Origin of the sequence: Geminicoccus roseus DSM 18922, assembly GCF_000427665.1 — a bacterium.
In the GTDB taxonomy this organism is placed as follows: domain Bacteria; phylum Pseudomonadota; class Alphaproteobacteria; order Geminicoccales; family Geminicoccaceae; genus Geminicoccus; species Geminicoccus roseus.
Genome location: NZ_KE386572.1, coordinates 3,308,988 through 3,335,599 on the forward strand (window position 1 = coordinate 3,308,988; position 26,612 = coordinate 3,335,599).

At 69.3% G+C, this 26,612-nt stretch carries 27 protein-coding genes and 1 pseudogene; 13 read left to right on the forward strand and 15 right to left on the reverse strand.

The annotated features are described in order from the left end of the window. The first annotated feature begins 19 nt into the window (after window positions 1-19). Window positions 20-964, forward strand: a complete 945-nt coding sequence (locus GEMRO_RS30130; protein WP_051329150.1) for a cation diffusion facilitator family transporter — start codon at window positions 20-22, stop codon at window positions 962-964. 36 nt (window positions 965-1,000) lie between these two features. On the opposite strand, the gene GEMRO_RS0116625 is transcribed toward GEMRO_RS30130, so the two are convergent. From GEMRO_RS0116625 to GEMRO_RS0116635, 3 genes are all read right to left on the reverse strand, one after another. Then, entirely contained in the window at window positions 1,001-2,071 is a 1,071-nt protein-coding gene (locus GEMRO_RS0116625; RefSeq protein WP_027134907.1) for a zinc-binding dehydrogenase, read from the reverse strand. A 139-nt stretch (window positions 2,072-2,210) separates the two neighbouring features. Next, entirely contained in the window at window positions 2,211-2,882 is a 672-nt protein-coding gene (locus GEMRO_RS0116630; RefSeq protein WP_027134908.1) for a GntR family transcriptional regulator, read from the reverse strand. Next, window positions 2,879-3,781 carry a dihydrodipicolinate synthase family protein gene (locus GEMRO_RS0116635; RefSeq protein WP_027134909.1) on the reverse strand — a complete coding sequence of 301 codons (903 nt, stop codon included), beginning with the start codon at window positions 3,779-3,781 and terminating at the stop codon, window positions 2,879-2,881. Before GEMRO_RS0116635 ends, GEMRO_RS0116630 begins: the two co-directional genes overlap by 4 nt. Window positions 3,782-3,995: 214 nt before the next feature. Here GEMRO_RS0116635 and GEMRO_RS0116640 point away from each other — a divergent pair, with 214 nt between their 5' ends. From GEMRO_RS0116640 to GEMRO_RS0116665, 6 genes are all read left to right on the forward strand, one after another. After that, window positions 3,996-5,318 (forward strand): ABC transporter substrate-binding protein, encoded by a 1,323-nt coding sequence (locus GEMRO_RS0116640; protein WP_027134910.1) that lies wholly within the window; start codon window positions 3,996-3,998, stop codon window positions 5,316-5,318. Next, window positions 5,315-6,250 carry a carbohydrate ABC transporter permease gene (locus GEMRO_RS0116645; protein ID WP_027134911.1) on the forward strand — a complete coding sequence of 312 codons (936 nt, stop codon included), beginning with the start codon at window positions 5,315-5,317 and terminating at the stop codon, window positions 6,248-6,250. The genes GEMRO_RS0116640 and GEMRO_RS0116645 overlap by 4 nt, the downstream gene beginning before the upstream one ends. Further along, complete coding sequence (locus tag GEMRO_RS0116650) at window positions 6,247-7,071, forward strand: carbohydrate ABC transporter permease (RefSeq protein ID WP_027134912.1); 825 nt, start codon at window positions 6,247-6,249, stop codon at window positions 7,069-7,071. The genes GEMRO_RS0116645 and GEMRO_RS0116650 overlap by 4 nt, the downstream gene beginning before the upstream one ends. Before the next feature lie 66 nt (window positions 7,072-7,137). Beyond that, complete coding sequence (locus GEMRO_RS0116655; RefSeq protein ID WP_035487405.1) at window positions 7,138-7,419, forward strand: type II toxin-antitoxin system ParD family antitoxin; 282 nt, start codon at window positions 7,138-7,140, stop codon at window positions 7,417-7,419. 5 nt (window positions 7,420-7,424) lie between these two features. After that, complete coding sequence (locus GEMRO_RS0116660) at window positions 7,425-7,712, forward strand: type II toxin-antitoxin system RelE/ParE family toxin (protein WP_027134914.1); 288 nt, start codon at window positions 7,425-7,427, stop codon at window positions 7,710-7,712. 23 nt (window positions 7,713-7,735) lie between these two features. Then, window positions 7,736-8,167 (forward strand): DUF488 domain-containing protein, encoded by a 432-nt coding sequence (locus GEMRO_RS0116665; protein WP_027134915.1) that lies wholly within the window; start codon window positions 7,736-7,738, stop codon window positions 8,165-8,167. 3 nt (window positions 8,168-8,170) lie between these two features. Here GEMRO_RS0116665 and GEMRO_RS0116670 read toward each other — a convergent pair whose 3' ends face one another. Both GEMRO_RS0116670 and GEMRO_RS0116675 read right to left on the reverse strand, forming a co-directional pair. Then, on the reverse strand, window positions 8,171-8,491 hold the full coding sequence (locus GEMRO_RS0116670) for a Dabb family protein (RefSeq protein ID WP_027134916.1): 321 nt from the start codon (window positions 8,489-8,491) through the stop codon (window positions 8,171-8,173). Between the two features lie 81 nt (window positions 8,492-8,572). Next, on the reverse strand, window positions 8,573-9,148 hold the full coding sequence (locus GEMRO_RS0116675) for a helix-turn-helix domain-containing protein (protein WP_035485475.1): 576 nt from the start codon (window positions 9,146-9,148) through the stop codon (window positions 8,573-8,575). Window positions 9,149-9,245: 97 nt separating this feature from the next. On the opposite strand from GEMRO_RS0116675, the gene GEMRO_RS0116680 reads away from it, so the two are divergent. Next, complete coding sequence (locus GEMRO_RS0116680) at window positions 9,246-10,472, forward strand: MFS transporter (RefSeq protein WP_169728404.1); 1,227 nt, start codon at window positions 9,246-9,248, stop codon at window positions 10,470-10,472. After that, window positions 10,469-11,188 carry an HAD family hydrolase gene (locus tag GEMRO_RS0116685; protein ID WP_035487407.1) on the forward strand — a complete coding sequence of 240 codons (720 nt, stop codon included), beginning with the start codon at window positions 10,469-10,471 and terminating at the stop codon, window positions 11,186-11,188. The genes GEMRO_RS0116680 and GEMRO_RS0116685 overlap by 4 nt, the downstream gene beginning before the upstream one ends. On the opposite strand, the gene GEMRO_RS0116690 is transcribed toward GEMRO_RS0116685, so the two are convergent. The 3 genes from GEMRO_RS0116690 to GEMRO_RS0116700 all read right to left on the reverse strand — a co-directional run bounded on the left by GEMRO_RS0116690 (window position 11,185) and on the right by GEMRO_RS0116700 (window position 15,635). Beyond that, a complete protein-coding gene (locus GEMRO_RS0116690) occupies window positions 11,185-12,780 on the reverse strand; it encodes a GMC family oxidoreductase (RefSeq protein ID WP_027134920.1) in 1,596 nt (531 codons plus the stop codon). The two genes, GEMRO_RS0116685 and GEMRO_RS0116690, sit on opposite strands and share 4 nt — an antisense overlap. A 55-nt stretch (window positions 12,781-12,835) precedes the next feature. Further along, window positions 12,836-14,374 carry an acyl CoA:acetate/3-ketoacid CoA transferase gene (locus GEMRO_RS0116695; RefSeq protein WP_035485478.1) on the reverse strand — a complete coding sequence of 513 codons (1,539 nt, stop codon included), beginning with the start codon at window positions 14,372-14,374 and terminating at the stop codon, window positions 12,836-12,838. Between the two features lie 82 nt (window positions 14,375-14,456). Then, entirely contained in the window at window positions 14,457-15,635 is a 1,179-nt protein-coding gene (locus GEMRO_RS0116700; RefSeq protein ID WP_051329635.1) for a benzoate/H(+) symporter BenE family transporter, read from the reverse strand. 146 nt (window positions 15,636-15,781) lie between these two features. Here GEMRO_RS0116700 and GEMRO_RS0116705 point away from each other — a divergent pair, with 146 nt between their 5' ends. The 3 genes from GEMRO_RS0116705 to GEMRO_RS0116715 all read left to right on the forward strand — a co-directional run bounded on the left by GEMRO_RS0116705 (window position 15,782) and on the right by GEMRO_RS0116715 (window position 18,333). Beyond that, entirely contained in the window at window positions 15,782-16,924 is a 1,143-nt protein-coding gene (locus GEMRO_RS0116705; protein WP_027134923.1) for an acyl-CoA dehydrogenase family protein, read from the forward strand. Then, window positions 16,921-17,694, forward strand: coding sequence for a 3-ketoacyl-ACP reductase (locus tag GEMRO_RS0116710; protein ID WP_027134924.1), 774 nt, complete (start codon window positions 16,921-16,923; stop codon window positions 17,692-17,694). Before GEMRO_RS0116705 ends, GEMRO_RS0116710 begins: the two co-directional genes overlap by 4 nt. 105 nt (window positions 17,695-17,799) lie before the next feature. Then, window positions 17,800-18,333 (forward strand): hypothetical protein, encoded by a 534-nt coding sequence (locus tag GEMRO_RS0116715; protein WP_027134925.1) that lies wholly within the window; start codon window positions 17,800-17,802, stop codon window positions 18,331-18,333. Here the strand turns inward: GEMRO_RS0116715 and GEMRO_RS0116720 are convergent. Together GEMRO_RS0116720 and GEMRO_RS30135 are read right to left on the reverse strand one after the other, a co-directional pair. Further along, a complete protein-coding gene (locus GEMRO_RS0116720; RefSeq protein WP_027134926.1) occupies window positions 18,330-19,577 on the reverse strand; it encodes an MFS transporter in 1,248 nt (415 codons plus the stop codon). The two genes, GEMRO_RS0116715 and GEMRO_RS0116720, sit on opposite strands and share 4 nt — an antisense overlap. A 7-nt stretch (window positions 19,578-19,584) precedes the next feature. Beyond that, window positions 19,585-20,220: pseudogene (locus GEMRO_RS30135) on the reverse strand (tetratricopeptide repeat protein); the annotation flags it as partial. Window positions 20,221-20,327: 107 nt separating this feature from the next. Between GEMRO_RS30135 and GEMRO_RS34940 the strand changes: the two are divergent. Further along, the gene (locus tag GEMRO_RS34940) at window positions 20,328-20,696 is read left to right on the forward strand and encodes a cupin domain-containing protein (RefSeq protein ID WP_205625006.1); all 369 of its coding nucleotides are present in this window, start codon (window positions 20,328-20,330) and stop codon (window positions 20,694-20,696) included. Window positions 20,697-20,819: 123 nt separating this feature from the next. On the opposite strand, the gene GEMRO_RS0116735 is transcribed toward GEMRO_RS34940, so the two are convergent. The 5 genes from GEMRO_RS0116735 to GEMRO_RS0116755 all read right to left on the reverse strand — a co-directional run bounded on the left by GEMRO_RS0116735 (window position 20,820) and on the right by GEMRO_RS0116755 (window position 26,583). Beyond that, a complete protein-coding gene (locus tag GEMRO_RS0116735) occupies window positions 20,820-22,076 on the reverse strand; it encodes a DUF2254 domain-containing protein (RefSeq protein WP_027134927.1) in 1,257 nt (418 codons plus the stop codon). Between the two features lie 67 nt (window positions 22,077-22,143). After that, complete coding sequence (locus GEMRO_RS0116740) at window positions 22,144-23,148, reverse strand: alpha/beta fold hydrolase (RefSeq protein WP_240476703.1); 1,005 nt, start codon at window positions 23,146-23,148, stop codon at window positions 22,144-22,146. Between the two features lie 110 nt (window positions 23,149-23,258). Next, window positions 23,259-24,329, reverse strand: coding sequence for an ABC transporter ATP-binding protein (locus tag GEMRO_RS0116745; protein WP_027134929.1), 1,071 nt, complete (start codon window positions 24,327-24,329; stop codon window positions 23,259-23,261). 1 nt (window position 24,330) lies between these two features. Then, entirely contained in the window at window positions 24,331-25,209 is an 879-nt protein-coding gene (locus GEMRO_RS0116750; protein ID WP_027134930.1) for a carbohydrate ABC transporter permease, read from the reverse strand. Between the two features lie 102 nt (window positions 25,210-25,311). Beyond that, window positions 25,312-26,583, reverse strand: coding sequence for an ABC transporter substrate-binding protein (locus GEMRO_RS0116755; RefSeq protein WP_027134931.1), 1,272 nt, complete (start codon window positions 26,581-26,583; stop codon window positions 25,312-25,314). Between the last annotated feature and the right edge of the window lie 29 nt (window positions 26,584-26,612).

Below are 26,612 nucleotides of genomic sequence, written 5' to 3' on the forward strand. Positions count from 1 at the left end.
AACCCGGGAAGCATGCTGCATGGGTGCCGGCCACCATCACCACCACCCGGGCGCCGAAAGCGGCGACCGGCGGGTCCTCTGGGCGGTGGCGATCAACCTGCTGCTCACCCTGGCCCAGATCGTGGGCGGCATCCTGGCTGGCAGCCTCGCCCTGGTTGCTGATGCCATCCACAACCTGAGCGACGCCATCTCGATCGGCATCGGCTACATCGCACGGCGGATCGCGCGCCGGCCGGCCAACGAGGCCATGACGTTCGGCTACGTGCGCGCCGAGATCGTGGCCGCCCTGATCAACTACACGACCCTGATCGTGATCGGCGTCTACCTCGTCTATGAGGCGGTGATGCGCTTCATCGAGCCGAAGCCGGTGACAGGCTGGCTGGTGGTGGTGGTGGGCGGCATCGCGTTCGTGGTGGATCTGGCAACCGCCGTCCTGACCTATGCGCTCTCCAAGGAGAGCATGAACATCCGGGCGGTGTTCCTGCACAATGTCGCCGACACGCTCGGCTCGGTCGGCGTGATCGCGGCGGGCACCCTGGTCCTGCTGTACGACTGGCAGATCGCCGACCCGATCATCACCCTGCTGATCGCCGCTTATGTCCTGTGGCAGGCGTTCCGGGAAATCGGCGGCTCGATCCGCATGCTGATGCTCAGCACCCCACCCGGGATCGACGTCTTGGCGCTGGTCGGCGCCATGCGGGAGGCCGAGGGCGTGGCGGATGTCCACCATGTCCATGTGTTCGCGCTCGACGAGCAGGAGAACGCGCTGGAGGCGCATGTGGTCCTGGAGGACGGGGCCGATGCCGAGGCGGTCAAGTGCTCGCTGAGAGAGCGCCTGCGCGACGGCTTCGGCGTCGGCCACACGACCCTGGAGCTGGAGAGCCGGGCGACCTGCCGCCGGAACGGGGAAACGGAGACCATCGGGCACCGGATCGGGGCCGCACCGCGCGGGCGGCCCCGGTGAGCCTCGGCCAGGCCTGGCCGCCTGCGGACTGGAGGATCAGCCCGCCGCGCTGACCAGGATCTTCAGCTTGCCCGCCCCTGGCCGGGTCAGCACCTCAAAGCCCCGGCCGACCGCCTCATCCAGCCCGACCCGGTCGGACAGGATCTTCTCCACCGGCATCTTGCCCGCCGCCACCAGGCTGATGGTGCGCGGCCACAAGGTCAGCGGATAGCACCAGCTCCCTTCCAGGGTGATGTCCTTGGTCACCAGCATCGACACGTCGACCATGCCCGGCGCCACCGACAGGCCGACCTGGACGATCGTGCCGCGCTTGCGCACGTTCCTGATGCAGGTGTCGAGCGCCCCTGCATGGCCCACGCACTCGATCGCCACGTCGACGCCCTGGCCGGCCTCGGTCTGCGCGGCAATCCGGGCGGCCGCGTCGGGTGCTTCCGGATCGACCGCGTCATCGACCACGCCCAGCTCCATGATCCGCTCCCGGCGCAAGGGATTGGTTTCCGACACGATGATCCGGGTGGCGCCCGCGGCACTGGCCGCCAGGGCCGCCAGCGCCCCGATCGGCCCGGCCCCGGTGATCAGGACGGTGCTGCCGGCCTGCACCCGGCCCTTGTCCACCGCATGCACCACCACCGCCGCCGGCTCGATCATGGCGCCCTGCTCGTCGCTGACCTCGTCGGGGAGCTTCGCCACGTTCGGCTCGCGCACGATCGCCTGCTCGCCGAACCCGCCCCACGGCCAGTTCAGCCCGACCATGCCGAGCCTGGCGCTCAGCTGGCCCTGGCCGCGCCGGGCGTAGAAGTCGTCGGGCGGCGCCACCAGCGGCTGCACGGCAACCCGGTCGCCGGCCCGGACGCTCGTCACGTTGGAACCGACCGCCAGCACCCGGCCGGAGAACTCGTGGCCCAGGATCTGCGGCGCCTTCGCACCGGTGAAGGGATCGGTGGTGGTCGGGATGAAGATCGGCCCGGCCAAGTACTCGTGCAGGTCGGTCCCGCAGATCCCGCACCAGGCGGTCTTGAGGACCACGTCGTCCGGCCCCGGCCGGTCGGGTGGCGGTACGTCCTCGACGCGCAGGTCCTTGACCCCGTGGAAACGCAGTGCCCGCATTGCCTGCTCCTTTGCCGGCAGGCCGCTCGCAGCGCCCGTCCGGTCGCTCCCCTGATCATGATCAAGGAACGACGCCGGCGACATCGAAGCAAGGGGTCGACGACGGCTGCGGCATCGGGGCCGTCCGCTGCGCGGCCGGTCAGCCCATGCCCAGCGCCCGGTTGCGCGCCCGGTGGATATGCGCCGCCATGGCTTCCTCGGCCCCGGCCTCGTCGCGGGCGCGCATCCGCTCGATGATCCGCAGATGCTCCTCCATCACCGGGACCACCAGCGTGTCGATACGGGTGGCGGCATCGCGGATCAGGCGGATCTTGATCGAGTTGACGCGATAGGCCTTGCTGATGATCTCGTTGCCCAGCGCATCGATGATCTGGTCGTGCATGCCCCAGTCGGTCGACTGGGCCAGCGCCTGCACCTCCGGGGTGGGTCCCTCCGCCAAGGCGCGGTCCAGCACCAGCCGGTGGGCGGCCTCCAGGCGGGACAGCACCTCGTCGCCAGCGGTGTTCACGTAGATCCGCGTCGCCGGCCCCTCCAGGAACAGGCGGAACTGATAGGCGTCGCGGATCAGGTTCAGGTCGAGATTGGCGATCTGCATGCCGCGCTGCGGCACGGTGCGGATCAGGCCCTCCGCTTCCAGCCGCGGGATCAGCTCGCGGATCGCTCCCAGCGGCATCCCGGTCAGCGCCACCAGCTCGCGCTGCGAGACGAACTGCCCGGGCGTCAGCTCGCGGGCCAGCAGGTGCCGGGTGAACCGGTCATAGGCCTTCTCGCGCTGCTTGCGCTGCGAGCTGTTGTCGGCCTCGACCGTCACGCGGCCACGCCGGGCAAGGGTTTCGCCACGATCTCGTCCAGATGGCCGGCGGCGCGGGCGATCCTTTCGGCGGCAAGCGGCAGGAGCGGCGGGCGGACCTCGGCCCAGGCGCGCGAGCCGGTCTGGCGGGCGATCAGCGCCTTGACCGCCGGGATCACCGGCAGTTGGCCGATCTCGTCGACCAGCCGGTTGATGCGCGGATCGTCCTGCCCATCGGTTGCCAGCGGCAAGAGGGCCGCCGGGCACAGGTTGGCCAGCCCGCAGATGCTGCCGGCCCCGCCCAGGCGGACAGCACCGGCCAGGTGCCGCTCGTCACCGACCAGGATGGCCAGCCGGTGGGCTTCGGCAACCAGCAGCGGCTGGGTGAACGCCCAGTCGCAGGAGGAATCCTTGACCCCTGCGACCACGCCCGGGAAGGCGTCGGCCAGCCGCGTCACCAGCGGCACGCTGAAGGCCACCGCGGTCAGCGAGGGGATGTTGTAGAGGAACAGGTCGCGTGCCCGGGCGCCCAGCCGCTCGATCAGGCGGGCGTACCAGCGGAAGACGCCCTCGTCGTCCACGCCCTTGAAGTAGAAGGGCGGGGCGACCAGCACCGCGTGGGCGTCCTGCTCATAAGCCTGCATGACCTGGCGCTCGGCCGAATCGAGCGTGGAGGCGAGCACGCCGCCAACCAGCCGGGGACCGGCGATGCCGGCCCGGGCCACCGCCTCCCAGACTGCCTCCCGCTCCTGGTCGCCGATCGACGAACCCTCGCCGGTGGTCCCGAACAGGGTGACCCGGCCGCAGCCCTCGGCTAGGCACCAGCTGGCATGGGCGACCAGCCGGGCCACGTCGACCTCTCCATCCGCCGAGAACGGCGTCGCCAGCGCCACCGAAAGCCCGAACCGCTCGCTGTCCATGACCGCTCCATCCTTGCTCGCCGACCTCGCGCCGGACTGCATGGCACGACTAACATGTCAGTGCGAGCATATTGTGCTTGCAGGACAGCGCCCAGCATGTTCAACCCTGGAGGCAGATCAGGAAGAATGCCGCGCGAGGCCCCTCCAGGAGGCCGGGACGACGGCATCAGGATACCAACGGGCCGACGAAGGTCGGCCGCAGGGAGGCGGGAAGATGACGTTCGGCAGGATCACACGTCGGTCGGCGATGGCGGGTGCGATGGCGGCCGGGGCCTTCGGGCTCGCGGGGACGCGCCGGGCGTTCGCGGCACCAAACTGGAAGGCGTTCGACGGCACCGACCTGGAGGTCATGCTCACCAAGGGGCCGCGCGGCGAGACCCTGCAGAAATACGAGAACGAGTTCACCGAGCTGACCGGGATCCGGGTCGGCTCCGAGCAGATCCCCGAGCAGCAGCAGCGCCAGAAGGCGGTGATCGAGCTGACCTCGGGCGCGCCCAGCTTCGACGTGATCCACCTGAGCTACCACGTGCAGAAGCGCCAGTTCGAGAAGGCGAACTGGCTGGCGAACTTCTCGCAGTTCATGAAGGACAGCAACCTCACCGAGGCGACGCTCACCGAGGACGACTTCTCCTCCGCCGGCCTCCTCTACGCCAAGAACGACGCCGGCGAGATGCACTCGCTGCCGTTCTCGGTGGATTACTGGATGGTCTACTACAACAAGGAGATGTTCGAGCGCAAAGGCGTGGCCTACCCGACCACGTTCGAGGAGCTGGTGACCGCCGCCGAGAAGCTGACCGACCCGGCCGAGGGCGAATACGGCTTCGTCGCGCGCGGCCTGCGCAACGCCAACGTGCCGGTCTGGACCTCGTTCCTGCTGGGCTATGGCGGCACCATGGTCGAGGATGGGCAGCTTCGGACCGACACGCCCGAGGCGGTCGAGGCGGCCAGGCTCTACCAGCGCCTGCTCACCAAGTCGGCCCCGCCCGGCGTCGCCGGCTTCAACTGGTCGGAGTGCCAGTCGGCCTTCCTGCAGGGCAAGATCGGCATGTGGATGGACGGGGTCGGCTTCGCCCCGCCGCTGGAGGACCCGACCAAGTCGCGCATCGTCGGCAAGGTCGGCTACGGCGTGATGCCCAAGGGCCCGGTCGCCCATGTCTCCGGCACGTTCGGCGACGGGCTGGGCGTGGCCGAGGCCAGCTCCAACAAGGAGGCCGGCTATCTCTACTGCCAGTGGGCGGTGTCCAAGCTGATGGGCACGCGTCTCCTGCAGAGCGGCAGCGGCGTGCCGTTCCGCAACTCGATCCTGAACGACCCGGAAGTGCGCCAGGGCGTCAAGCTGCCGGCCGAGTGGGTCGAGTGCGTGGCGCAGTCCTCGGCGATCAGCCAGCTGGGCCTGCCGGTGATCATCCCGGTCACCGAGTTCCGCGATGTGTTCGGAACGGCGCTCACCACGCTGCTGTCCGAGGGCGACCCCAAGGCGCTGCTCACCCAGGCGACCCAGCAGTTCCAGCCGGTGCTGGACAAGAGCGAGGCATGACCAGCCTCGCGCTGGAAAAATCCGAGCGCGCCGCCGCCCGCCCCGCCAGGGGCAGGCGGCACACGCGGTCCTACTGGCCGTTCGTGCTGCCGGCGCTGGTCGTGGTCGGCTCGGTGATCGTGTTCCCCTGGGCGTTCACGATCTGGATGAGCCTGCACGAGTGGCAGATCGGCGGCGGCAGCAGCTTCGTGGGGCTTGCCAACTTCGCACGCCTGGGCACCGACCTGCGCTTCCACGAGGCGCTGGTCCACACGATCTACTTCACCTCGCTGGCGGTGGTCCTGCCGGTAGTGCTGGGCCTGTTCTCGGCGATCGTGTTCCACCAGAACTTCAAGGGCAGGGGCTTCCTGCGCGGCCTGTTCGTGATGCCGATGATGGCGACCCCGGTGGCGATCGCGCTGGTCTGGGCGATGATGTTCCATCCGCAGCTGGGCGTCTTGAACTACCTGCTCTCGCTGGTGGGCATCCCCCCGCAGCTCTGGGTGTTCCATCCCTCCACGGTGATCCCGTCTCTGGTGCTGGTCGAGACCTGGCAGTGGACGCCGCTGGTCATGCTGATCGTGCTGGGCGGCCTCGCCGCAATCCCGACCGAGCCCTATGAGAGCGCGCTGATCGACGGGGCCACCGGCTGGCAGATGTTCTGGCACATCACCTTGCCGCTGGTGATGCCGTTCGTGATGGTCGCCGCGATCATCCGCTCGATCGACGCGATCAAGAGCTTCGACATCATCTACGCGATCACCCAGGGCGGGCCCGGCACCGCGTCGGAAACCATCAACCTCTACCTCTACAGCGTCGCCTTTGCCTATTACGACATCGGCTACGGCTCCGCGATCGCGCTGGTGTTCTTCCTGATGGTGGTGGGACTGGCGGTCCTGCTGCTCTGGCTGAAGAAGCGCAGCCAGTGGACCGAGATGGGGGCCGGGGCATGACCGCCAGCCGGATCCTGAACCGGATCGGGCTGTGGTTCGCGGTCGTGATGATCGTGTCGCCCGGCATCCTGTTCTTCGTCTGGATGCTGTCGCTCTCGCTCAAGCACGAGATCGACAACGCGGCCTATCCCCCGATCCTGATCCCCGAGCAGTTCGCCTGGAGCAACTACACCGCCGTGCTCGAATCCAACCGGTTCGGCACCTATTTCCTGAACAGCATCCTGGTCACCGGCTCCGCGACCCTGCTGGGCCTGCTGGTGGGCGTGCCGGCCGGCTACGGCATGGCGCGGATGAAGGCGACCAAGTCCGCGGTGGTGGTGCTGATCGCCCGGATGACGCCCGGCCTGTCCTACCTGATCCCCCTGTTCCTGCTGTTCCAGTGGCTGGGACTGATGGGCACGCTCCTGCCGCAGATCATCATCCACCTGGTGATCACCGTGCCGATCATCATCTGGATCATGATCGGCTATTTCGAGACCACGCCTTTGGAACTGGAGGAGGCCGCCACCATCGACGGCGCCGACCGCTGGCAGGTGTTCCGCCACGTGGCCCTGCCGATCGCCAGGCCCGGGATCACGGTGGCGCTGATCCTCTCGGTGATCTTCTCCTGGAACAATTTCGTGTTCGGCATCGTGCTGGCCGGCCGCGAGACCCGCACCCTGCCGGTCGCGGTCTACAACATGATCTCGTTCGAGCAGCTGAGCTGGGGGCCGCTGGCCGCCGGCGCCCTGCTGGTCACCCTGCCGGTGCTGCTGCTCACCATCCTGGCCCAGCGCCAGATCGTGGCGGGACTGACGGCGGGGGCGGTGAAGGGGGGTTGATACTGCTCTTGGCCAGCCGGTATGAAACAATCATACTTCAGGGCCTTGTGCAGGGGAGTCCCGATCGTGACTGAGGCACCCGGAGTTCAGAGGATCACCGTCGCCATCACGCCGGAGATGGCGCACATGGTGAAAGATGTGGTGCAGAGCGGCGAGTACGCCTCGGCGAGCGAGGTCGTGCGCGACGCGCTGCGGCTGTGGAAAGAGCACCAGAAGGCCCGAGAACGAGAAGTCTCGGAACTCCGCCGGCTTTGGCGGGAGGGTGAGGAAAGCGGCTTGGCGAAGGAGGGGGACGCCGTGTTCGCCCGGCTGCGTCAACGCTACGCCCGCCGCGGCGAAACCGGCTAGAAGGCATGGCCTGCCGCTTCTCCCGCGCGGCGGAAGCCGACCTTGCCGAACTGGCCGACTATATCGCCCTGGACAATCCGGAAGCTGCGCTCCGCATGATCGCCAGGATCGAGCAGGCATGCCGGATGCTGAGCGACCGTCCGCTGCTCGGGCGCGCTCGTCCGGAGATCGCCGCAGACGCCCATTTCTGGCGCGTCGGCCGGTACCTGATCCTCTACCGGCCAGTGGCCGACGGGGTTCAGGTCGTCCGGATCCTGCACGGCGCGAGAAGGCTGGACGACCTCGATGTGTGATCCGCACCGCGGGGAGACCGCTATTGCCTGAACCCGTCTTCACCGTCGGCTACGAGGGCCTGGCGCAGCGCGACGTGCTCGACGCCCTGAAGGGCGCTGCCGTCGAGTTGCTGGTCGACGTGCGTGCCGTGTCCACGTCCCGCCGCGCCGGCTTTTCCAAGAACGCCCTGAAGACCGGGGTGGCCGCGATCGGGATCGAGTATTTGCACCTGCGGGCGCTGGGCACGCCGGCGCAGGGGCGGCTGGCCGCGCGCAGCGGCCGCTACGACGAGCTGCGCCGGATCTTCGAGGCGCACATGGAAACGCCGGAGGCAGTCCACGAGTTCGAGATGCTGCGCGGGCTGGCGGCAGGGCGGCGCTGCTGCCTGCTCTGCTACGAGCGGCAGCCGCACCACTGCCACCGCGCCATCATCGCCGAACGGCTGGACCTGCCGACCCGGCACCTGCTCGCCTGAAGTTCAGTGGGCGTCCGACAGGTTGAGGTCCATCACCAAAAGCCCGTCCTTGCCGCCCTCGGCCACGCCGCACAACTGCTCGCCCAGGGACTTATGCTCCGGGTCGACCAGATAGGCGTCGCGCGCCTTCACATCCATGAAGTCGATGGTGAAGCCGTGGGTGTAGTCGCGGGTCATGCCCTCGGGGCTGAAGTTCTCGCTGCCGTGGAAGTCGACCATGCCCGGGATCGAATGGCGCAGGCCGGCCAGCCCGTCGAAGATCTTCTGCAGCGCGCCGTCACGCTGGTCCTTGCGCAGCTTGAACAGGACGATATGGCGGATCATGCGGTTCACCTTCCCGAGCGTCTTGGACGCGAAGACTAGCTTGCGGGGACAGAGCGCGCAAACCCGTGCCCCGGTTCCCGCTCAGGCGGCCTCGCCCGGCTCCAGGGTCTCGGTCAGCCGGGCGTAGCTGCCGTCGGAAAGCTGGAAGCGCACCCAGCGCAGCCGGCTGTCCCGGATTCGGATCACCTTGGAGCGGTTGGCGCCGGTATGCAGTTCGACGGCAGGCGGCGCCGGCTCGAACCAGCCGAGCCCCGCCAGTTCCGCCTCGGCCGCGACGATCTCGTCGCTGGCATAGGGCCAGAGCGAGGTCCCCATCAGCTCGGCCGCCGGCACCGAGCAGGCGCGCTCGCGGGCAGGGGAGATGGCCAGGAGCCGGTGGGTCAGGTCGCACACCAGGTGCACCGCCGCGGTCGAGTGGCGGACCATCCGGGCCAGCTCCCGGTCGGCGGCGCTGTCCAGCCGGGCCTGCAAGAGCTCGCGGATCAGGGTCTGCTCGCCCTGATCCGGTGCCTGCACGCCGTTCTCCCAGCGCGACACCGTGGTCTGCGAGACGCAAAGCAGCTCGGCGGCATGGCTCTGCTTCATCCGCCGCAGCATCCGCCAGGTCCGCAGGGAGCGGCCGAGCCGCGAGGCGTCGCCGCAGGCGATGGCTGCCATCTTCCTTCTCCCGCCATGACGGGTCTCGTGCTTGCGCCAGCGGCCGGCCGGCCCTGGCACAGGCGCATATCTTATGCGCTGCGCGGCAGGGCTGGCCATGGCAAAGCCCCCGTGGGACGAGGTGGATGGAGTTGCGGCGGCCATGATCGGGGACTGGGTCCGGATCGGCTGGTTCTATGCCATCGGCGTGCTGGCGGCAGCCCAGCTCGGCAAGATGTCGGCGCTGCTGCCGCTGATCGAGGCCGAGCTGGCGCTGGGCCTGACCCTGGCGGCGGCCCTGGTCTCGCTCCTGGAGCTTGGCGGGGCGACCCTGGGCCTCCTGGCCGGAACGCTGGCGGCGACGCTTGGCCGGCGGCGCACGCTCCTTTGGGGCATCGCGCTGCTGGCGGGTGCCGGGATCGGCGAGGCGCTGGCCGGCTCGCCGCTGGCGATGATGGCCTGGCGCGCGGTGGAGAGCCTTGGCTATCTCGCCATCGTGATCGCCGCACCGCTGATGATCTTCCACACCGCCAGGCCCCACCAGCGCAGCGTGGCGCTGGCGCTCTGGAGCAGCTTCGTGCCGGTGGGCCTGGCGCTGGGCGCGATCCTGTCCGGCTTCATCGCCGAGCTGTTCTCCTGGCGGACCGCCCTGCTTTGCGCAGGCGCTGCGGGCGTCGTGGCCTGGCTGGTCACCCTGGCGCTGCCCGGGCTGCCCGCGAGAGAGGCCGCGCCAGGCAAGGCGATACGGCCGGGAGCGGCTGCCTGGGCGCTGGCGGCGGCGTTCGGCTGCTATACCATGTTCGAGGTCGGCATGCTGGCCCTGCTGCCGACCTTTCTGGTCGAGCGGGCCGGCGCATCCGCGGCGCTGGCGGGTCTGCTCACCGGGATCGCGGCCTTCGTCACCCTCCTGGGCAGCATCGTGGCCGCCTGGCACAGCCGCCGGCCCCGTGAGGCCCGCCTCCTGCTCCCGGTCGCGATCCTCCTGCCGGCGGCGATGCTGTTCCTGGTGTTCCACGACCAGCCGGACCTGGCCCTGGTGGCCAGCGCCGCCATCGCCCTGAACGGCATTTCCGGGATCTTCCCGGGCCTGGCGTTCGCGATGCTGCCGCAGGCTGCGGGCTCCGAGGCCGGCATGGCCGGCGCCAACGGGCTGCTGACCCAGTTCGGCGCGGCAGGCTCGCTGGTCGGCCCGCCGCTGTTCGCCGCCTGCGTGACCGCCGCGGGCTGGCCGGGCGCCGCGCTCACCGGCGCCACGGCATCGCTCGGCTGCTTCTTGTTGATGCGCCTGGCCCAGGCCGGAGTCAGATTGCGCAATCCTTCCATGCTCACCGGAGAATGCCGATGACGCCCCGCGAGTCCCGGACCTTTCCGCCCAGGGTGGTGGCGCTCGATGGCGACGACACGCTCTGGCACAACGAGACGATGTTCTCGACCTCCTACGACCGGTTCCGCGACCTGGTCCTGCGCCATGTCGACCTGCCCGGCCACGAGGTCGACGCGCAGCTCCTGGAGACCGAGCGGCGCAACCTCGGCACCTATGGCTACGGCATCAAGGGTTTCGTCCTGTCGATGGTCGAGACCGCGATCGAGGTGACCGGCGGGCGGATCCCTACGGCCGACATCCAGGCGATCCTGCGCTTCGGCCGGCTGATGCTGGAGCATCCGGTCGAGTTGATCGACGGCGCCGAGGACGTGATCGCAGCCTTGCACGCCCAGGACCACGAGGTCTGGCTGCTCACCAAGGGCGACCTGTTCGACCAGGAAAGCAAGATCGCCCGCTCCGGCCTGACCGAGCGCTTTCACCGGATCGAGATCGTGTCGGAGAAGGACGAGGCGACCTACCGCCGCCTCCTGGACCGCCACGGCGTGGCGATCGAGGAATTCGCGATGGTCGGCAACTCCCTGCGCTCCGACGTGCTGCCGGTGGCCGCCATCGGCGCCCGGGCGTTCCACGTCCCCTACGAGCTGACCTGGGCGCACGAGGCGGTGGCGCCCGATCCGGACGCCGACTTCGTGACCCTGGACAGCCTGCGCGCGCTGCCGGCGGCGCTGCGGGACTAGGCCGCCTTCCGGTTGCCGCGGATCAGGTCCGACGCCTTCTCGCCGATCATGATGGTCGGCGCGTTGGTGTTGGAGCCCACCATGCTCGGCATGATCGAGGAATCGCACACGCGCAGGCCGTCCAGCCCGCGTACCCGCAGCTGCGGGTCGACCACCGCCATCGCGTCCTGGCCCATCTTGCAGGTGCCGACCGGGTGGTAGGAGGTCCGTCCGGAGCGGCGCAGGAACTCCTCGGCCTCGGCGTCGGTGCGGATGTCCTCCGGGTGGTGGCCGCGCTTGACCACCTTCGCGAAGGCCGGCTGCGCCATGATCTCGCGCATCTTCTTCAGGCCCTCGATCGACACCTTCAGATCGTAGGGGTCGTCCAGGTAGTTCGGGTCGATCACCGGCGCGGCCGCAGGATCGCTCGAACGCAGCGTCACCGAGCCGCGCGAGCGCGGGCGCAGGCAGTAATTGTTCATGGTGACGCCGGCCCCTGACGGCACCGCCGCCACACCCGCCTCGACCCCGGCGCCCACCAGGAAGTGGAACTGCATGTCGGGCAGCGGCGCATCCTGCTCGGCGAACCAGAAGGCGCCGCCCTCCACGATGTTGGACGCCACCGGGCCCTTGCCGAACAGCTTGTATTCGAGCCCGGCCCACATCATCCAGTGCCACTTCTTGTAGCGGTCAAAGCTGACCTGCTCGTGCAGCTCGTAGATGACGTCGGTGCCGTAATGGTCGTGCAGGTTGCGGCCGACGCCCGGCAGGTCGTGGACCGGGTCGATCCCGAGCGCCTTCAGCTCGTCGGCCGGGCCGATCCCGGACAGCATCAGAAGCTTGGGCGAGCCGATGGCGCCCGCCGTGACCAGCACCTCGCGCTCGGCGCGCACCACGGTCTCGTTGTTGAAGTGAAGGAAGCGCACGCCCACCGCGCGGCCATGCTCCACCAGGATCCGGGTGATCCGGCAGTCGGTCATGACGTCCAGGTTCGGCCGGCTGCGCGCCGGGTTCAGGTAGCCCACCGCCGCCGAGCAGCGCTTCCCGCCCCGGATCGTGGTCTGGTAGACGCCGGAGCCTGCCTGCTTCGGGCCGTTGAAGTCCGGGTTGTAGGGGATGCCGGCCTGCTGGCAGGCCTGGACGAAGCGGCGCGTGAGCGGGTGCGGGTTGAGCTGCGAGACACCCAAGGGGCCGCCCACGCCGTGCCAGTCCCCGGCAAAGGTGTCGTTGTCCTCGGCGCGGACGAACAGGGGCTTCACCTCGTCGAACGACCAGCCGGGGCAGCCTTCGTCCTTTGCCCAGCGGTCATAGTCCTCCGGGGCGCCGCGGGTGTAGACCTGGGCGTTGATCGAACTGGAGCCGCCGATCACCCGGCCCTGCGCATAGACGATCTCGCGATCGTAGCAGTGCTTTTGCGGGGCAGTCGTGTAGCCCCAGGTGAGCGGGCCGCCGGTCATCTTGGAGAAGCCCACCGGCATGTGGATGTAGGGATCGCGGTCGGCCGGCCCGGCCTCCAGCAGCAGCACGCGGATGTCGGGCAGCTCGGAGAGGCGCGCGGCCAAAACGCAGCCGGCGCTGCCTCCACCGACGATGACGTAGTCGTAGGTCTTCACGCTTGCGGGACTCCTGGGAGCGGACAGCGTCGAGGGCGTTCGGGGTGCGGCATGCCTAGAGGAAGGCGGATTCCGGCATGGTCTTCAGCGGCTCCGCCACCGTCGGCACGAAGTCCATCTGGTCGATGACGTCGCGCCTGGCGTCGATGCCGGGCGCCACCTCGACCAGCTCGATGCCCTCGGGCGTGAGCCGGAACACGGCGCGCTCGGTGACGTAGAGGATGGTCTGGCCGCGCTGGAGCGCATAGCGGCCGGAGAACGAGACCTCGCGGACATGCTCCACCAACTTGCGCACCTGGCCCGGCGCTTCCAGCACGATCCGGCCGGGCTCGTAGCGGTAGCGGGTGCCCTTGGCGTCGAAGGTCCCGCAGAACACGACCTCCTTGGCGTTCTGGCTGATGTCGACGAAGCCGCCAGGCCCCACCACCTTGGTGCCGAGCCGGCTGACATTGACGTTGCCGGCCTGGTCGAACTCGCCCATGCCGAGAAACGCCACGTCGATCCCGCCGCCGGAATAGAAGTCGAACTGGCGGGTCGAGCTGACGATCGCCTCGGGATAGCGGGCCGCGCCGAACAGGATGTCGTCGTAGAGGTCGCCGTTGTGGATGCCCTGCTCGACGGTCACCCACAGCGTGTGCATCAGGCCGCGCTCGCGCAGCACGCCCGGGATGGTGCCGGGGATGCCGTAGCCAAAATTGACCGACGCGCCGGCGCGGGCCTCCAGGGCGGCTCGCTTGGCGATGATCAGCCGGGGTCCCGGCACCGGCTTCTCGTCCAGGTGCGCCTCGCCCGGCGGGCGGAGGATCTCGCCGCTGATCGCCGGATCATAGCCGCCCAGATAGGTCTGGCGCTGCTCGGGGTGGACCACGACATGGTCGACCAGGATGCCTGGCAGCGTCACCTGGCGGGCCGGGAACTGGTGGCGCGGCACCGTCTCGCGGACCTGGGCGATCACCCGGCCGCCGCAGGCATGGGCGGCGGTGGCAACGCTCACCGCGTCGATGTCGGCAGCCTCGTGGACGAAGCTGACATTGCCGGCAGGGTCGGCGATCGAGCCGCGCACGATGCCGATGTCGGCCTTGAACGGCAGGTAGCGCAGCTTCTCCTCGCCGCCGATCTCGATCAGCTCGACCAGCTTGTGGCCCGAGCGCCGGGCGCGCTCGTTGACCGCTCCGCCCAGCTCGCGCGGATCGGCGAAGGTGCCCAGGCCCACATGGGTGATCAGGCCCGGACGGCCGGCGCCGATCTCGCGGTTGAGCAGCGCGATGCAGCCGGCCGGCAGCACGAAGGCCTCGATCAGGTCCGCCTCGGCCAGCGCCTGCATCCTGGGCGACCAGGACCAGTGGCCGCCGATCACGCGGCGGACCATGCCCTCATGGGCGAAGCGGTTGGTGCCGGCCTGCTTGTGGTCGCCCATGCCCAGCGCATGGACGATGGTCAGGTCACGTGGATGGCCGGTCGCCAGGAAGCGCCGCTCGATCGCGGCGTGCACCAGGTCCGGCTCGACCAGCCCACCGCCCGAGCCACCGAGCAGTAGGGTGGCGCCATCCTCGATCGTGGCCGCCACCGCGTCGGCGTCGATCCGCTTGTCCAAGGCCAGCTCCCTGCTTCCGGCTCGTTCTAATGAACTATCTGGTTACATACTTGCGCGAAGTTCGACAAGAGGACCGAGCGGCTCAGTGTCGGCCGCTCCTGGCCAGCGCCAGCATGGCGCCGCCGGCCAGGAGCCCCCAGAACGCGCCGCCGATCCCGAAGAAGGATACACCCGATGCGGTGGTGACGAAGGTCAGGATCGCGGGGATCCGCTCGGCCTCCTTGGCCAGCGCCGCGGAGATGGCGCCGGCCAAGGCACCCAGCAGGGCCAGGCCGGCCACGGCCTGGATCAGCAAGGGCGGCGAGGCGGCGATGAAGGCGGCGGCAAAGCCGGCGAACAGGCCGAGCAGCACGTAGCCGACCCCGTTGGTGACCGCGGCGATCCAGCGCCGGGACGGGTCGGGATGGGCCTCCGGGCCGGCGCACAGGGCGGCGGTGATCGCCGCCAGGTTCACCAGATGGCCGCCGAACAGGGAGGTGATCATGCTGGCGAGCCCGCTCGACACGAAGATCGGGGCCACGTCCGGCCGGTAGCCGTTCGCCTGCAGCACCGCCAGGCCCGGCACGTTCTGCGAGGCCATGGTCACCAGGAACATCGGCAGGGCGATCCCGACCAGGGCGTCCAGGGAAAAGCTTGGGGTCACCAGGACCAGGCGCGGCATGATGTCGTGCAGGGCCCCGGCCGGGACCGGGGTGGCGACCAGCACGATCACGGCGGTGACCACCACCGCGATCGGCACCGCGTAGAGCCGGGCGAAGCGCCAGGCTAGCGCCCAGACCAGGATGATCGGCAGGGCCAGGGCCGGCATGGTGCCGGCGGCGCGCACGGGCGCCAGGCACAGGTCGAGCAGCACGCCTGCCAGCATGGCGTTGGCGAGCGAGGCCGGGATGGCGGCCACCGCGCGGCCGAAGCTCTTCCACACCCCCGCCGCCACGATCAGCAGGGCCGCCACCAGGAAGGCGCCCACCGCGCTGGCGAAGCCGCCTTCCGGCATGCCGGTCGAGACCAGCAGGGCGGCCCCGGGGGTCGACCAGGCCACCGAGACCGGCAGGCGCGAGCGCAGGCTCAAGGCGATGGCGAGCAGGCCCATCACCACCGAGAGCGCGATCAGGCCGGAAGCGGCCTCGGCCGGGCTGGCGCCGGCGGCGGCCAGGCCCTGCAGCACGATCGGAAACGAGCTGCCGAAGCCCACGATCGCGGCGAGCAGGCCGGCCGTCACCGGCTGGAACAGGCCGACCCGTTGCACCTCACCCGTCACCATCGCCTGCAACCTCCCGCAGCACAGCGCTCCGTGTTCTGGGGGAGCGGCGGCCTGCCGGCAATCCGTTGCCTGCTTGCATGACGCCGCAGATCGGTCCAAATAACCATCTAGTTACTTACGCGGCCAACGATCGGGGGAAGGCGGACATGCTGGGCGAGCAACATCGTGAGGTTCAGGACGCGGTCCGCCGCTTCGCCACCGAGGTGATCCGCCCGGTGGCGAACGAACTGGACGAGACCGAGCGCTTCCCGGCGGAGATCTACGCCCAGATGGCCGAGCTCGGACTGTTCGGCATCACCGTGCCGTCCGAGCATGGCGGCGCGGGGATGGACGTCCTGTCCTACGCGGTGGTGATGGAGGAACTTTCCAAGGGCTATGCCTCGGTCGCCGACCAGTGCGGGCTGCTGGAGCTGATCGGCACGCTGTTCACCCGCTACGGCACCGACGCCCAGCGCCGCCGCTGGCTGACCCCGGCCCTGAAGGCCGAGCTGCGCCCGGCCTACGGCATCACCGAGGCGGATGCCGGCACCGACGTTTCCGGCATCCGCACCCAGGCGACCCGCACGCCCGGCGGATGGCGGCTGGACGGCGGCAAGCTCTGGATCCATAACGCCCCGGTGTGCGACTTCGCGGTGGTCCTGGCGCGAACCGACAAGAACGCCGGCCACCGCGGCATGAGCATCTTCATCGTCGACGCGAACAGTCCCGGCTTCTCCCGCGGGGGGAAGGAACACAAGATGGGGCAGCGCGGCTCGCCGGTGGGAGCGCTCCATTTCGACGGGGTCGAGCTGCCCGAGGACGCCCTGCTGGGGCCGGAAGGGCGCGGCTTCCACATCATGATGAGCGTGCTGGAAAAGGGCCGGGTGGGCATCGCCGCCCTGGCGGTGGGCATCGCCCAGGCCGGGCTGGACGCGGCGCTGGTCCAGGCACGGCAGCGCCGCCAGTTTGGCCAGCCGATTGCCGAGTTCCAGGGCCTGCAATGGCTGCTGGCCGACATGGCCAAGGACATCCAGGCGGCGCGCCTGCTCACCTGGGACGCGGCGGTGAAGCTGGAGAACGGCGATCCGGCCGCCAACATGGCCTGCTCGATGGCCAAGTGCATGGCAGGCGACGTCGCGGTCGCCCGTTCGGCCGATGCGATCCAGGTGTTCGGGGGGAGCGGCTACGTGAAGGGCTACGAGGTCGAGCGGCTCTACCGCGACGCCAAGATCTGCCAGATCTACGAGGGCACCAACCAGATCCAGCGCACCATCATCGCCCGCGAGCTGCTGAAGGGGGCGGTGTCGTGACCGCCCGCCCGGTCGCCCTGGTCACCGGTTCCGGCCGGGGCATCGGCCAGGCCGCGGCGGTGGCCCTGGCCAGGCGCGGCTACGACCTGGTTTTGCACGAACGAACCCGGGACGACGACCTGCAGGAGTCCGCCGCCCTGGTGGAGGCCGCGGGCGGGCAGTCGGCCGCGGTGCAGGGCGACGTCGCGGCCATCGAGGACCATGAGCGCCTCCTGCACGACGCGCTCGGCTGCTTTGGCCGGCTGGACTGCCTGGTCGCCAATGCCGGCGTCTCGGTGATGGTGCGCGGCGACCTGCTCCAGGTGAGCGCCGAGAGCTTTGACCGCTGCATCGACGTCAACACCCGCGGCCTGTTCTTCCTGCTGCAGTGCTTCACCCGCCACCTGCTGGCCAGCCAGCCTCTGGCGGACCATCACCGCTCGATCGTGGTGGTCAGTTCCAGCAATGCCGAGGCGGTATCGATCAACCGGGGCGAATACTGCGTGAGCAAGGCCGGGGCGAGCATGGTCGCCAAGCTGTTCGCCACCCGCCTGGCCGCCCACGGCATCGGCGTCTACGAGGTGCGCCCCGGCATCATCAAGACCCCGATGACCGCGCCCTCCACCGAGAAATACGATGCCTTCTTCGCCGCCGACGGTGCGCCGGTGCCGCGCTGGGGCGAGGCCGGGGAGGTGGGGCGCTGCATCGCGACCCTGGCGGCCGGCGACCTTCCCTACACGGTCGGGCAGGTGATCGCGGTGGATGGCGGCCTCACCCTGCGGCGATTCTGACTGCCACCATACCGGCGTGCGCAGGCCCGCTGCGCCACTTCCATGAGGAGGGCCCCGGGTTCGGCTATCCTGGATGCTCCTGCCGAGCTGAGACGGGGTAGAGCCATGGAAAGCCTGATTAACGAAGTCTCAACCAATCCCCACATCGTCGAGATCGACGAGCGGCACCGGGCGGTGCTGGATTTCGGGCAGAAGAGCGCCCGCAAGGGATTCCTGACCTGGCGCGAGCTGACCCATCTGCTCGACTGCCTGGAGAGCTGCCCGATGCGGCACTGGCAGCGCCTGAACGAAGAGCAGGTCCGGATGGCGACCAGGGCGGCGTTCGCCCGGCGCGCCCGGCCCCTGGAGGCGCTCGCCTGCCTGGACGGCCTGCCGGGCGTCTCGCTGTTCGCAGCCTCGGCGGTGCTGGCATGGACCGATCCCGACCGGTTCGCCGCGATCGACCGGCATGCCTGGCGGGCGCTGGAGCGGTTCGGGCTGGTCCAGCACCAGCCGGCGGGCACCGGGCTGTGCCGCCAGGACTATGCCATGTTCAACGAGATCTGCCGCATGGTGGGCGACCGGCTGGACCGTCCGGCCCATTGGGTCGACCGCTGGCTGTACACCCGCGATCGCCTGGATGGAGGCGTGTGGCACTAGCTGGACGGTCCGGGCGCATGGGCCGGTGGGTTCGGCCGCACCATCGCGGCCAGCACGAGTGCCGCCACCGCAAGGACGAGGGGAGCGAACGACAGCCAGAGGACCGTGTTCCAGCCATAGGCCGTCAGCAGGCCGCCGGACAGGAACGACCCGAACGCCATGGTCCCGAACACGATGAAGTCGTTGAGCGACTGCACCCGCGTCTTCTCCTCGGGACGGTGGCATTCCAGCACCATGGCCGAGGCGCCCACGAAGCCGAAGTTCCAGCCGACGCCGAGCAGGATCAGGGTGAGCCAGAAATGCGCGACCTCCATCCCCAGCAGCCCGACCGCCGCCGAGGCGGCCGTCAGCGCCAGCCCGGCCGCCACCACGCGCGGCGCGCCAAAGCGCGTGATCAGCCGCCCGGTGAAGAAGCTGGGACCGTACATGGCGATCACGTGCCACTGGATGCCGAGATTGGCCGATTCTTGCGAGAGGCCGCACATCTGCATGGCCAGGGGTGCGGCCGTCATCAGGAAGTTCATGAGCAGGTAGGAGACCACCCCGCAGACCACCGCGGTGACGAAGCGGGGCTGGCGCACGATGATCTGGAGCGGACGGCCGCCGGCGACCTCCGCCGCTGTCGGCATCGGCAGCCGGATGCCCAGCAGGAGGACAGCGGAGACCGCGGCCACGGCGGCCTGGGCCAAGAAGGTGACGGCGAACAGGTAGGGCGGCCACAGGTCCATGGTGAAGGTGACCAGCTGCGGTCCGATGACCCCGGCGAATACCCCGCCCGCCATGACGGCGGACAAGGCGCGCGGACGCCGCTCCGGCGGCGCGCAATCGGCGGCGGCGAAGCGGAAGGAGAGGACCACGGCGGCATAGGCTCCGCCGAAGAAGGTCGCAGCACAGAACAGCCAGAAGGAACCCAGCACCACCGCCAGGGCCGCCACCAAGCCGGCAAGCACTCCGCCGCCGGTTCCCGCCAGGAAGGCGGCCCGGCGGCCGTGGCGGCGGGCAACGGCGCCAGCAGGCAAGGTGCAGGCCGCCATGCCCACCACGAAGATGGAGATGGGCAGCGTGGCCAGCGCCGGGCTTGGCGCCAGCGAGTTGCCGACGATGGCGCCCGTCGCGAAGACGATGGTCGAGTTCGCCCCGGCCATGGCCTGCGCGACCGCCAGTCTCAGGACGTTGCCCCGCTCATACCGGTAGGCGGCGCTGGCTGACGGTCCGGCTGCGGCGCCGGCGTTCGTGTAGGACATGGTTTCCTCAAACAGCCAGAAGGCTTTGCCAATGCATGTCGCGCGGCGACGGGCGGCGATGCAGGCGACGGTCGAGAAGGGCACGGGCCTTCACGGCTTCGCCGCTCCGCATCAGGGCGAGGAGCAGCATGTCCTCGATCATCTCGCGCTGGGCGCCGCTGCCACCGATGCGCACGATTTCGGCCGCGACCGGCTCCAGGATACGCGCGCAGCCCGCATGGTCTTCCTCGGCGAAGGCGAGGGCCGCCCGGCAGATGGCGGGCACCACCGGCCCCGCGGCCAGGGCGCCCGCCTGGACCAGATCCCCCAGCGCCTCCACGCGCTGCTCAACCGCGGCCCGATTGCCAGTCGCCGCCGCCTCCTCCCACAGACCCGTCGGCGCGGTGTGGCCACAGGCCTGGAGCCGCCAAAGGAACGCGGCGGTGTCGCTGACCGCGTTGACCGGCATTCCGGCAGAGACCGACGGCTGGATATGGTCGGCATAGATCACGAGGGCCCCCTCCGGGTCGCCACGCTCCAGGGCGCCGAGGGCCGCGTGGCAGGCGATGTGGCCGTGGAGGGAAGCGGTGCGGTCGTAGCCCGGCAGCCACTCCGCGATCAACCTTCCCGCATCCTCGCCCGCACCGCTCTCACATGGAAGGTGATCGAGACGCCAGCTGGCCTGGCGCCGCCCCGGCCGACCACCGTCCGTGCCCAGGCGATCCGGAGTACCTGCACCGCTGGAACCAGATGGTGTAAGCGATCTCCGGCGTGCTGACCGTGGCCGTGGAGGGGCGCCCCTTCATGATCTCGCCGGAGCAGACCGTCTGGCTGCCGACCGGCCTGCGGCGCCGGGTGGGATCACTGCTCGGCGCAGAGTTCCGCAGCCTCTGGATCGCCGACGAGACTGGCCGCGACCTTCCGGCGATACCGACGATGTTCGGCGACACGCCGCTGCTCAACGCGCTGATCGTCGAGGCTACCCAGATCGAAGGGGACGAGGATCGTGACGGCTATGCCAGCCGCGTGATCGACCTGATCCTCGACCGGCTCCGGCGTGCGCGTGCCCTCCCGGGCGCTTCTTCCTTGGCCACGTGGGGGATCATCCCTGACGGCGCTGTGCGAGGCGCTCGACGCTGACCGGACCGACCTGCGCGGGCCGGGGGCATCGGGCCGGGAACTCGGGATGTCGGAACGGACCCTCGCCCGCCGCTTTGAGGCGGACCGCAGTGAGATGGGGTGTAGCCCCTAGTTGTTCGGTCCTCAGGCGCCGGTTTTGGGCTCGGGGATCTGGGCCGCGACCTCCGCCAGCCTGGTGTTGTCCTCGGGCAGCGACAGGGCTAGGCGCGCCCGCGCCAGCGCCATGGTCGACTGGTGCCGGGCGGCCCGGCGGTAGGCGTCGTCGCCAGTCCGGGCCAGGGCCAGCAGGGCCTTCTGCAGCCTGACCCCGACCGCCACCGAACTGGCGCAATCGTTGCCGATCGCCGCGAACGCATCGTCGAACAGGTCGTCGACCAGGATCGGCGGCACATAGATGCGGTCGAAGTAGAGCTCCGGCTCCTCGACCGGGCAGGTCCAGCGCGCCAGGACCCCGACCAGGGCGGCGATCACCGCGATCGCCGTCCCGGGATCGTTCACCCCGGGCGAGAGCGCCTTCGAGGCGATCTCCGCCAGCACGATCACCCCGAACCGCGGGTCCTGGTCATAGGATCGGTGCGTGTCGACGGAGAAGGCGTCGTGCAGGCGTTGGTGCTGCGCGTCGTCCAGCTCGAAATTCGTCCATAGCACCGGGCGCGACGGATCGACGAGCCGGCCCGGCAGCGCATCGACATGGATCTCGCCCTCGACCTCCTCCGCCAGGCGCTGCAGCGCCGCCATGTCGAGATGCTGGACATAGCCGATCTTCTCGAGCCGGACCGGATGGTGGGGACGGGGCCGGCCGGCCAGGGGGCGACCGCCCAGGTAGGGGTTCTCGCGGCGGTCATCCATCGCCTGGACCGCGGTCGCGGCCACCCGGTCGATCGAATCGCCGACCCGCCCGAGCTGGGATACATGGTCGATCGAGCGGATGAAGGTCACCACGATGAAGCCGGCCACCAGGATCGTGACGAAGAACAGCACGATCCGCCCGGCCTCGCCGTACAGCCCGGTGCTGAGGGCGATGATGCCGACCAGGCTGTAGAGGAACCCGCCGATGAAGGTCGCGATCGCGTTCTGGCTGTGGGTGTCGGCCATCAGCAGCTTGACGACCCTGGGCGTCGTGCCGCTGGAAGCGGCGGCGTAGGCCGACACCATGGTGGACAAAGAGAAGGTTGCGACCACCAGCATGCTGGAGGCCAGGATCTCCAGGATGTTGTCGATGGCGTCGGCGCCGATCTTGCTGGCCCAGCCGACCGGCAGGATCGGGCTCAGGACGATGGCGGCAAGCGCGCTGATGATGCCTACCAGGGCGAACAGGAAGGCCCGCACCCAGAGCTTCCGCGCATAGCGGATGAATACCCATTTCCATCGCGACAGCACGTCGGCACGCCTCCTGTCCTGCGCCGGCCCCAGCAGGCCCGCGATCCCCCCCAGCGTCTGGCGCGGGTCAGCCGGCGGCCTTGTCGATGGCTGCCATGACCTGCTCCGGCACGAGATGATGGATCATGTGCCCGCCCGGCGCGATCGGCTCGATGCTGCCCTGCGCCAGCACCTGGGCCAGGCGCTCCGACTGGCCGTGGAAGTCGACGATGCGGTCGCCGGTGCCGCACAGCACCACCGCCGGGATCGCCAGCTCCTTGTAGCGCCGCGCCAGGGAAGCGGCGGCCGGAACCATCATGGCAGTCTCCTCCGCGCTGGCGCGCAGCTGCGAGGGACGCAGGGACAGCTCCACCGGGAAGGCCTGGAACGAATCTGGGACAGGAGAGGGTGCGAACACCTTCCGGATCAGCCCGGGCGCCAGCATCCGGCCGATGATCGGGGCGATCGTGTAGCGCAGGATGTCCCCCAGGATCGGGATCGCCGGGCCGGAACCGAGGGGAACATCCCGGCGCAGGCTCGGGAAATAATAGCCCGCCAGGAGGACCACGCCGCGGATCACGGTCGGATGCTCGGTGGCCAGCGCCATGGTCACCAGCGTGCCCCAGGAGTGGCCGACGACCACGGGACGCTCGACGCCCAGTTGCCGGAATGCCTTCGCCAGCAGGCGCGCCTGCGCCGAGGGCGTCCAGATCCGGTCGCGCGGTCGCTCGCTGTAGCCATAGCCCGGACGGTCGAAGGCGATCACCCGGTAGCGCCCGGCTGCCAGGTCGACGAGTCCGCTGAGCTCGAAATCCCTCGCCATCGAGCCGTTGCCGTGCAGCATCACGACCGGCTGGCCGCTGCCGCGCTCGACATAGTGCAGGCGGACTCCGTCCACCTCCACGAAGCGGCCGCCGGGCGGGTGGTCGCGCTCGGCCTGGCGCGCCTTGAGGTGGTTGTAGAGCGCCATCGCTCCCAGGGCCGCGGCCGTGGCGGCGAGGGCGGGCGCCACGCCGGGCGACATGTTCCGATGGGGACGAGGCCGGTAATGCTTGGGCAGCCGGCCTGCCAGCAGCGTCTTGAGCGGGTTCATCTTTGCTCCTGGACCACCTCGGCCTCCCGGCAAGAGCAAGCCGCCGCTGCCGGAGGATGAGGTACTTCCATGAGAACAGGTGGCGTCCCCCCCGGCTCCCCGCCTACCGGCTAGACGTGGCGCGGGATCGCCCGGGTCGTCTTCACGTCGAACAGGCGGAGGCGGTCCGGGTCGAGATGGATGGTGACGGCGCTGCCGGGGGGCAGGCGGGTCTCGGCCGGCACCCGCATCTCGATCTCCTGGCCCTCCTTCAGGCCCGCCACCAGGATCGCGTCGGCGCCCAGGGTCTCCACGGCGACCACGCTCGCCTGGATCGGCAGGCCGTCCGGCCGCGGCTCCAGGCTGAGATCTTCCGGCCGGAACCCTGCCGTGACCGGACCTGAGCGGGCCTGGGCCTGGAAGGGCAGGCTGGTGCCGGCGAAATGCACAAGGCCGTCCTCGATCCGCCCGGGGATCAGGTTCATGGACGGGCTGCCGGTGAAGGTTGCGACGAAGGTGTCGGCGGGATTGCGGTAGACGTCCATCGGCGCGCCCACCTGGGCAACCTTGCCATCATGCATGATGCAGATCCGGTCGGCCATGGTCATGGCCTCGATCTGGTCATGGGTGACGTGGATGATCGTCCGGCCGACCCGGCGGTGCAGCTTGACCAGCTCGGTGCGCATCTGCGCGCGCAGCTTGGCGTCGAGGTTGGAAAGCGGCTCGTCCAGGAGAAACGCGATCGGGTCGCGCAGGAGTGCCCGGCCAAGGGCGACGCGCTGGCGCTGCCCGCCGGACAGCTGGCCGGGCTTGCGGTCCAGGTAGGGGCCGAGCCCAAGCATGCCGGCGACCTCCGCCAGCCGGCTCTGCTGCTCCGGGGCGGGGACACCGCGCAGCCTCATGCCGAAGGTCAGGTTGCCGTGCACGGTCAGGTGCGGGAACAGGGCGTAGTTCTGGAACACAAAGGCCAGGTCGCGGTCCTTAGGATCGACATCGTTCATCCGGCGCTCGCCGATGAACAAATCTCCCGACGAGATCGCTTCCAGGCCGGCGATCATCCGCAGCGTGGTCGACTTGCCGCAGCCCGACGGCCCCAGGAGAACGAAGAACTCGCCGTCCCGGATGGTGAGGTCGACCCGGTCCACGGCGGTCTGGCCGCCGGCATAGGTCTTGGTGACGTTGGCGAGGCGGATTTCGGTCATGTCATTGGGCCAGCGAGCGCATGTAGCGGTGGAGCCAGGCGGTGAGGAACAGGACGGCCAGCAGCAGGATCACCGCCATGGCGCTGGCCTGCGAGATGTCGAGGCCGACAAAGGCCTGGCGGTAGATGAAGTAGCTGACCAGGTCGGTCGCCTGCCCGGGCCCGCCCCGGGTCATGATGTAGATCAGGTCGTAGGTCTTCACCGCGAAGATCAGCCGGATCAGCAGCGTCACCACGATCACCGGGCGCATCAGGGGCAGGGTCAGCCAGAAGAAGCAGCGGATCGTGCCCGCGCCTTCCAGCCTTGCCGCCTCGTAGGGCTCCTTGGGCAGGGCCGCCAGGCCGGCCAGCAGGAGGACGACCATGAACGAGACCTGGTGCCAGATGTCGACCAGCACCACCGTCATGAACGCGTTGTCCGGGGTGCCCAGCCAGTCGACCGGCCCCAGGCCCACCAGGCTCAGCACGTAGTTCACGATGCCCAGCGTCGGGTGCAGGAACATCTTCCAGATCAGCCCGACCACCACCGGGTTCATCAGGAGCGGGAACAGCAGCACCACATAGTAGAAGGTCTTGCCGTGCTCGACCTTGTCCAGCGCCAGCGCCGCCGCGAACCCGATCAGGAACTCCAGCGCCACGACCGCCAGGACGAAGGACAGCGTCACCGTCAGCGTATGCAGGAACTCGGCGCTGTCGAACGCATTGGCGTAGTGGGCGAGCCCGACGAACGCGTCGTTGCTGGGCTTGAGCAGGGTGAAGTCGGAGACGCTCGTCCAGAGCGTGAAGAACACCGGGAACAGCACGACCAGCATGAGCGCCAGGAGACCCGGGGCGGACATGACAAGGCCGAACCGCCGGTCACGCCGTGCGATCGCGGTCATAAAGGGCCGTCTAGCTAGGGTGGCCGGAAGCGGGAAGGCCGCTCCCGGCCTGGGTTGCGCTCGTCGAGGGAGGGGCTGCCCCTGGAATGGACAGCCCTCTCGTCACTGCAGCTTGCCGTCCTTCTTCAGGAGCTCCGCGAACTCCCGGTCGACGGTTTCCAGGGCTTCCTTGGGATCCTTGCCGTCGGTCACCGCCAGGCTCAGCTCGCGGCCCAGCACCTCGACGAATTGCGGGGTGTAGGTGAAGACCGGGAAGTTGTGGGAGCTCTCCAGCAACTCCTTCAGCTGCGGATAGTAGGTGTACTTGTCGATCAGCTCCTGGTCCTCGAACACCGCCGCCTGGGTCGCGGCGCCACCCAGCGCGGCGCGCTTCTTGGCGATTTCCGGGCTCTCGATGAACTTGATGAACTCCCAGGCCGCCTCCGGATCCGGCGAAGAGTTCGGGATCGCCCAGCCCCAGGACCCGTTCAGCCCGCCACCCGGCACCGGGGCGATCTCCATCTTGCCGACCACCTGCGAGCTGGCCGGGTCGTCGTAGACCGGCCGGAACATGTTGAAGGTCAGGTAGCTGTAGGCCTTGCCCTGGGCGGCGACGTTGAAGGCGTCGTCGAAGCTGAAGTTGGCAGCGCCGATCGGGCCGTACTTCTGGATGTTGTCGCGGTAGTCCTCCAGCGCCTGGATGCCTTCCGGCGTCGCCAGGGTCGGCTGCCAGGTCGCCTCGTCGTAGTAGCGGCCGCCGCGGGCGAACAAATAGTTCGACCATTCCATGGCGATGGGATCGGGGCGCTGTCCCTGATTCACCACCCCGGTGAAGCCCTCGATCCCGGCGTCCTCGGAGAAGTACTTCACCTGGTCGAGATATTCCTGCCACTCGGTCGGCACCTTCAGGTCCCGGCCGTACTTGGCCTTGAACGCCTCCTGGTGCTTGGGGTCCTCGAGCAGGTCGGTGCGGTAGGTCAGGCCCATCGCGTAGTTGTAGAAGGGCAGCATCAGGGTCTGCCCGTCGACCGTGCCGGTCAGGTTCATGATCGAGGGGATGTAGCGGGAGGTGTCGATGCCGTCCGCCGCCAGGCGCTCGTCCAGCGGCTGCAGCCAGCCGGCCTTGGCGAACTCGCCGACCCAGTAGAAGTCCACGATGATCACGTCGTAGGAGCCTTCCGGCGCCACCAGCTGCGGGACCAGCTTGGTGTGCATCTCGGCGTAGTTCACGACCTCCAGCTGGACGTCGATCCCTGTCTTCTCCTTGAACTCGGGAAGCATCTGCTGGACGTAGTTGGTGTCCGGCACGCCTTCCATCAGGATGTTGATGGTCTGGGCATCGGCGGCGAAGCTCGACGCGATCAGCATGCTGGTGGCAAGCAGGAGTTTCTTCATGACGGCTCCAGGTCGTTGTTCGGAGAAGG

Coding starts and splice junctions, on each gene's coding strand:
- GEMRO_RS30130 (WP_051329150.1), top strand. CDS start 20: ATGGGTGCCGGCCACCATCACCACCACCCGGGCGCCGAAAGCGGCGAC.
- GEMRO_RS0116625 (WP_027134907.1), bottom strand. CDS start 2,071: ATGCGGGCACTGCGTTTCCACGGGGTCAAGGACCTGCGCGTCGAGGAC.
- GEMRO_RS0116635 (WP_027134909.1), bottom strand. CDS start 3,781: ATGGACAGCGAGCGGTTCGGGCTTTCGGTGGCGCTGGCGACGCCGTTC.
- GEMRO_RS0116640 (WP_027134910.1), top strand. CDS start 3,996: ATGACGTTCGGCAGGATCACACGTCGGTCGGCGATGGCGGGTGCGATG.
- GEMRO_RS0116645 (WP_027134911.1), top strand. CDS start 5,315: ATGACCAGCCTCGCGCTGGAAAAATCCGAGCGCGCCGCCGCCCGCCCC.
- GEMRO_RS0116650 (WP_027134912.1), top strand. CDS start 6,247: ATGACCGCCAGCCGGATCCTGAACCGGATCGGGCTGTGGTTCGCGGTC.
- GEMRO_RS0116660 (WP_027134914.1), top strand. CDS start 7,425: ATGGCCTGCCGCTTCTCCCGCGCGGCGGAAGCCGACCTTGCCGAACTG.
- GEMRO_RS0116670 (WP_027134916.1), bottom strand. CDS start 8,491: ATGATCCGCCATATCGTCCTGTTCAAGCTGCGCAAGGACCAGCGTGAC.
- GEMRO_RS0116675 (WP_035485475.1), bottom strand. CDS start 9,148: ATGGCAGCCATCGCCTGCGGCGACGCCTCGCGGCTCGGCCGCTCCCTG.
- GEMRO_RS0116680 (WP_169728404.1), top strand. CDS start 9,246: ATGGCAAAGCCCCCGTGGGACGAGGTGGATGGAGTTGCGGCGGCCATG.
- GEMRO_RS0116685 (WP_035487407.1), top strand. CDS start 10,469: ATGACGCCCCGCGAGTCCCGGACCTTTCCGCCCAGGGTGGTGGCGCTC.
- GEMRO_RS0116700 (WP_051329635.1), bottom strand. CDS start 15,635: ATGGTGACGGGTGAGGTGCAACGGGTCGGCCTGTTCCAGCCGGTGACG.
- GEMRO_RS0116705 (WP_027134923.1), top strand. CDS start 15,782: ATGCTGGGCGAGCAACATCGTGAGGTTCAGGACGCGGTCCGCCGCTTC.
- GEMRO_RS0116715 (WP_027134925.1), top strand. CDS start 17,800: ATGGAAAGCCTGATTAACGAAGTCTCAACCAATCCCCACATCGTCGAG.
- GEMRO_RS0116720 (WP_027134926.1), bottom strand. CDS start 19,577: ATGTCCTACACGAACGCCGGCGCCGCAGCCGGACCGTCAGCCAGCGCC.
- GEMRO_RS0116740 (WP_240476703.1), bottom strand. CDS start 23,148: ATGAACCCGCTCAAGACGCTGCTGGCAGGCCGGCTGCCCAAGCATTAC.
- GEMRO_RS0116745 (WP_027134929.1), bottom strand. CDS start 24,329: ATGACCGAAATCCGCCTCGCCAACGTCACCAAGACCTATGCCGGCGGC.
- GEMRO_RS0116750 (WP_027134930.1), bottom strand. CDS start 25,209: ATGACCGCGATCGCACGGCGTGACCGGCGGTTCGGCCTTGTCATGTCC.
- GEMRO_RS0116755 (WP_027134931.1), bottom strand. CDS start 26,583: ATGAAGAAACTCCTGCTTGCCACCAGCATGCTGATCGCGTCGAGCTTC.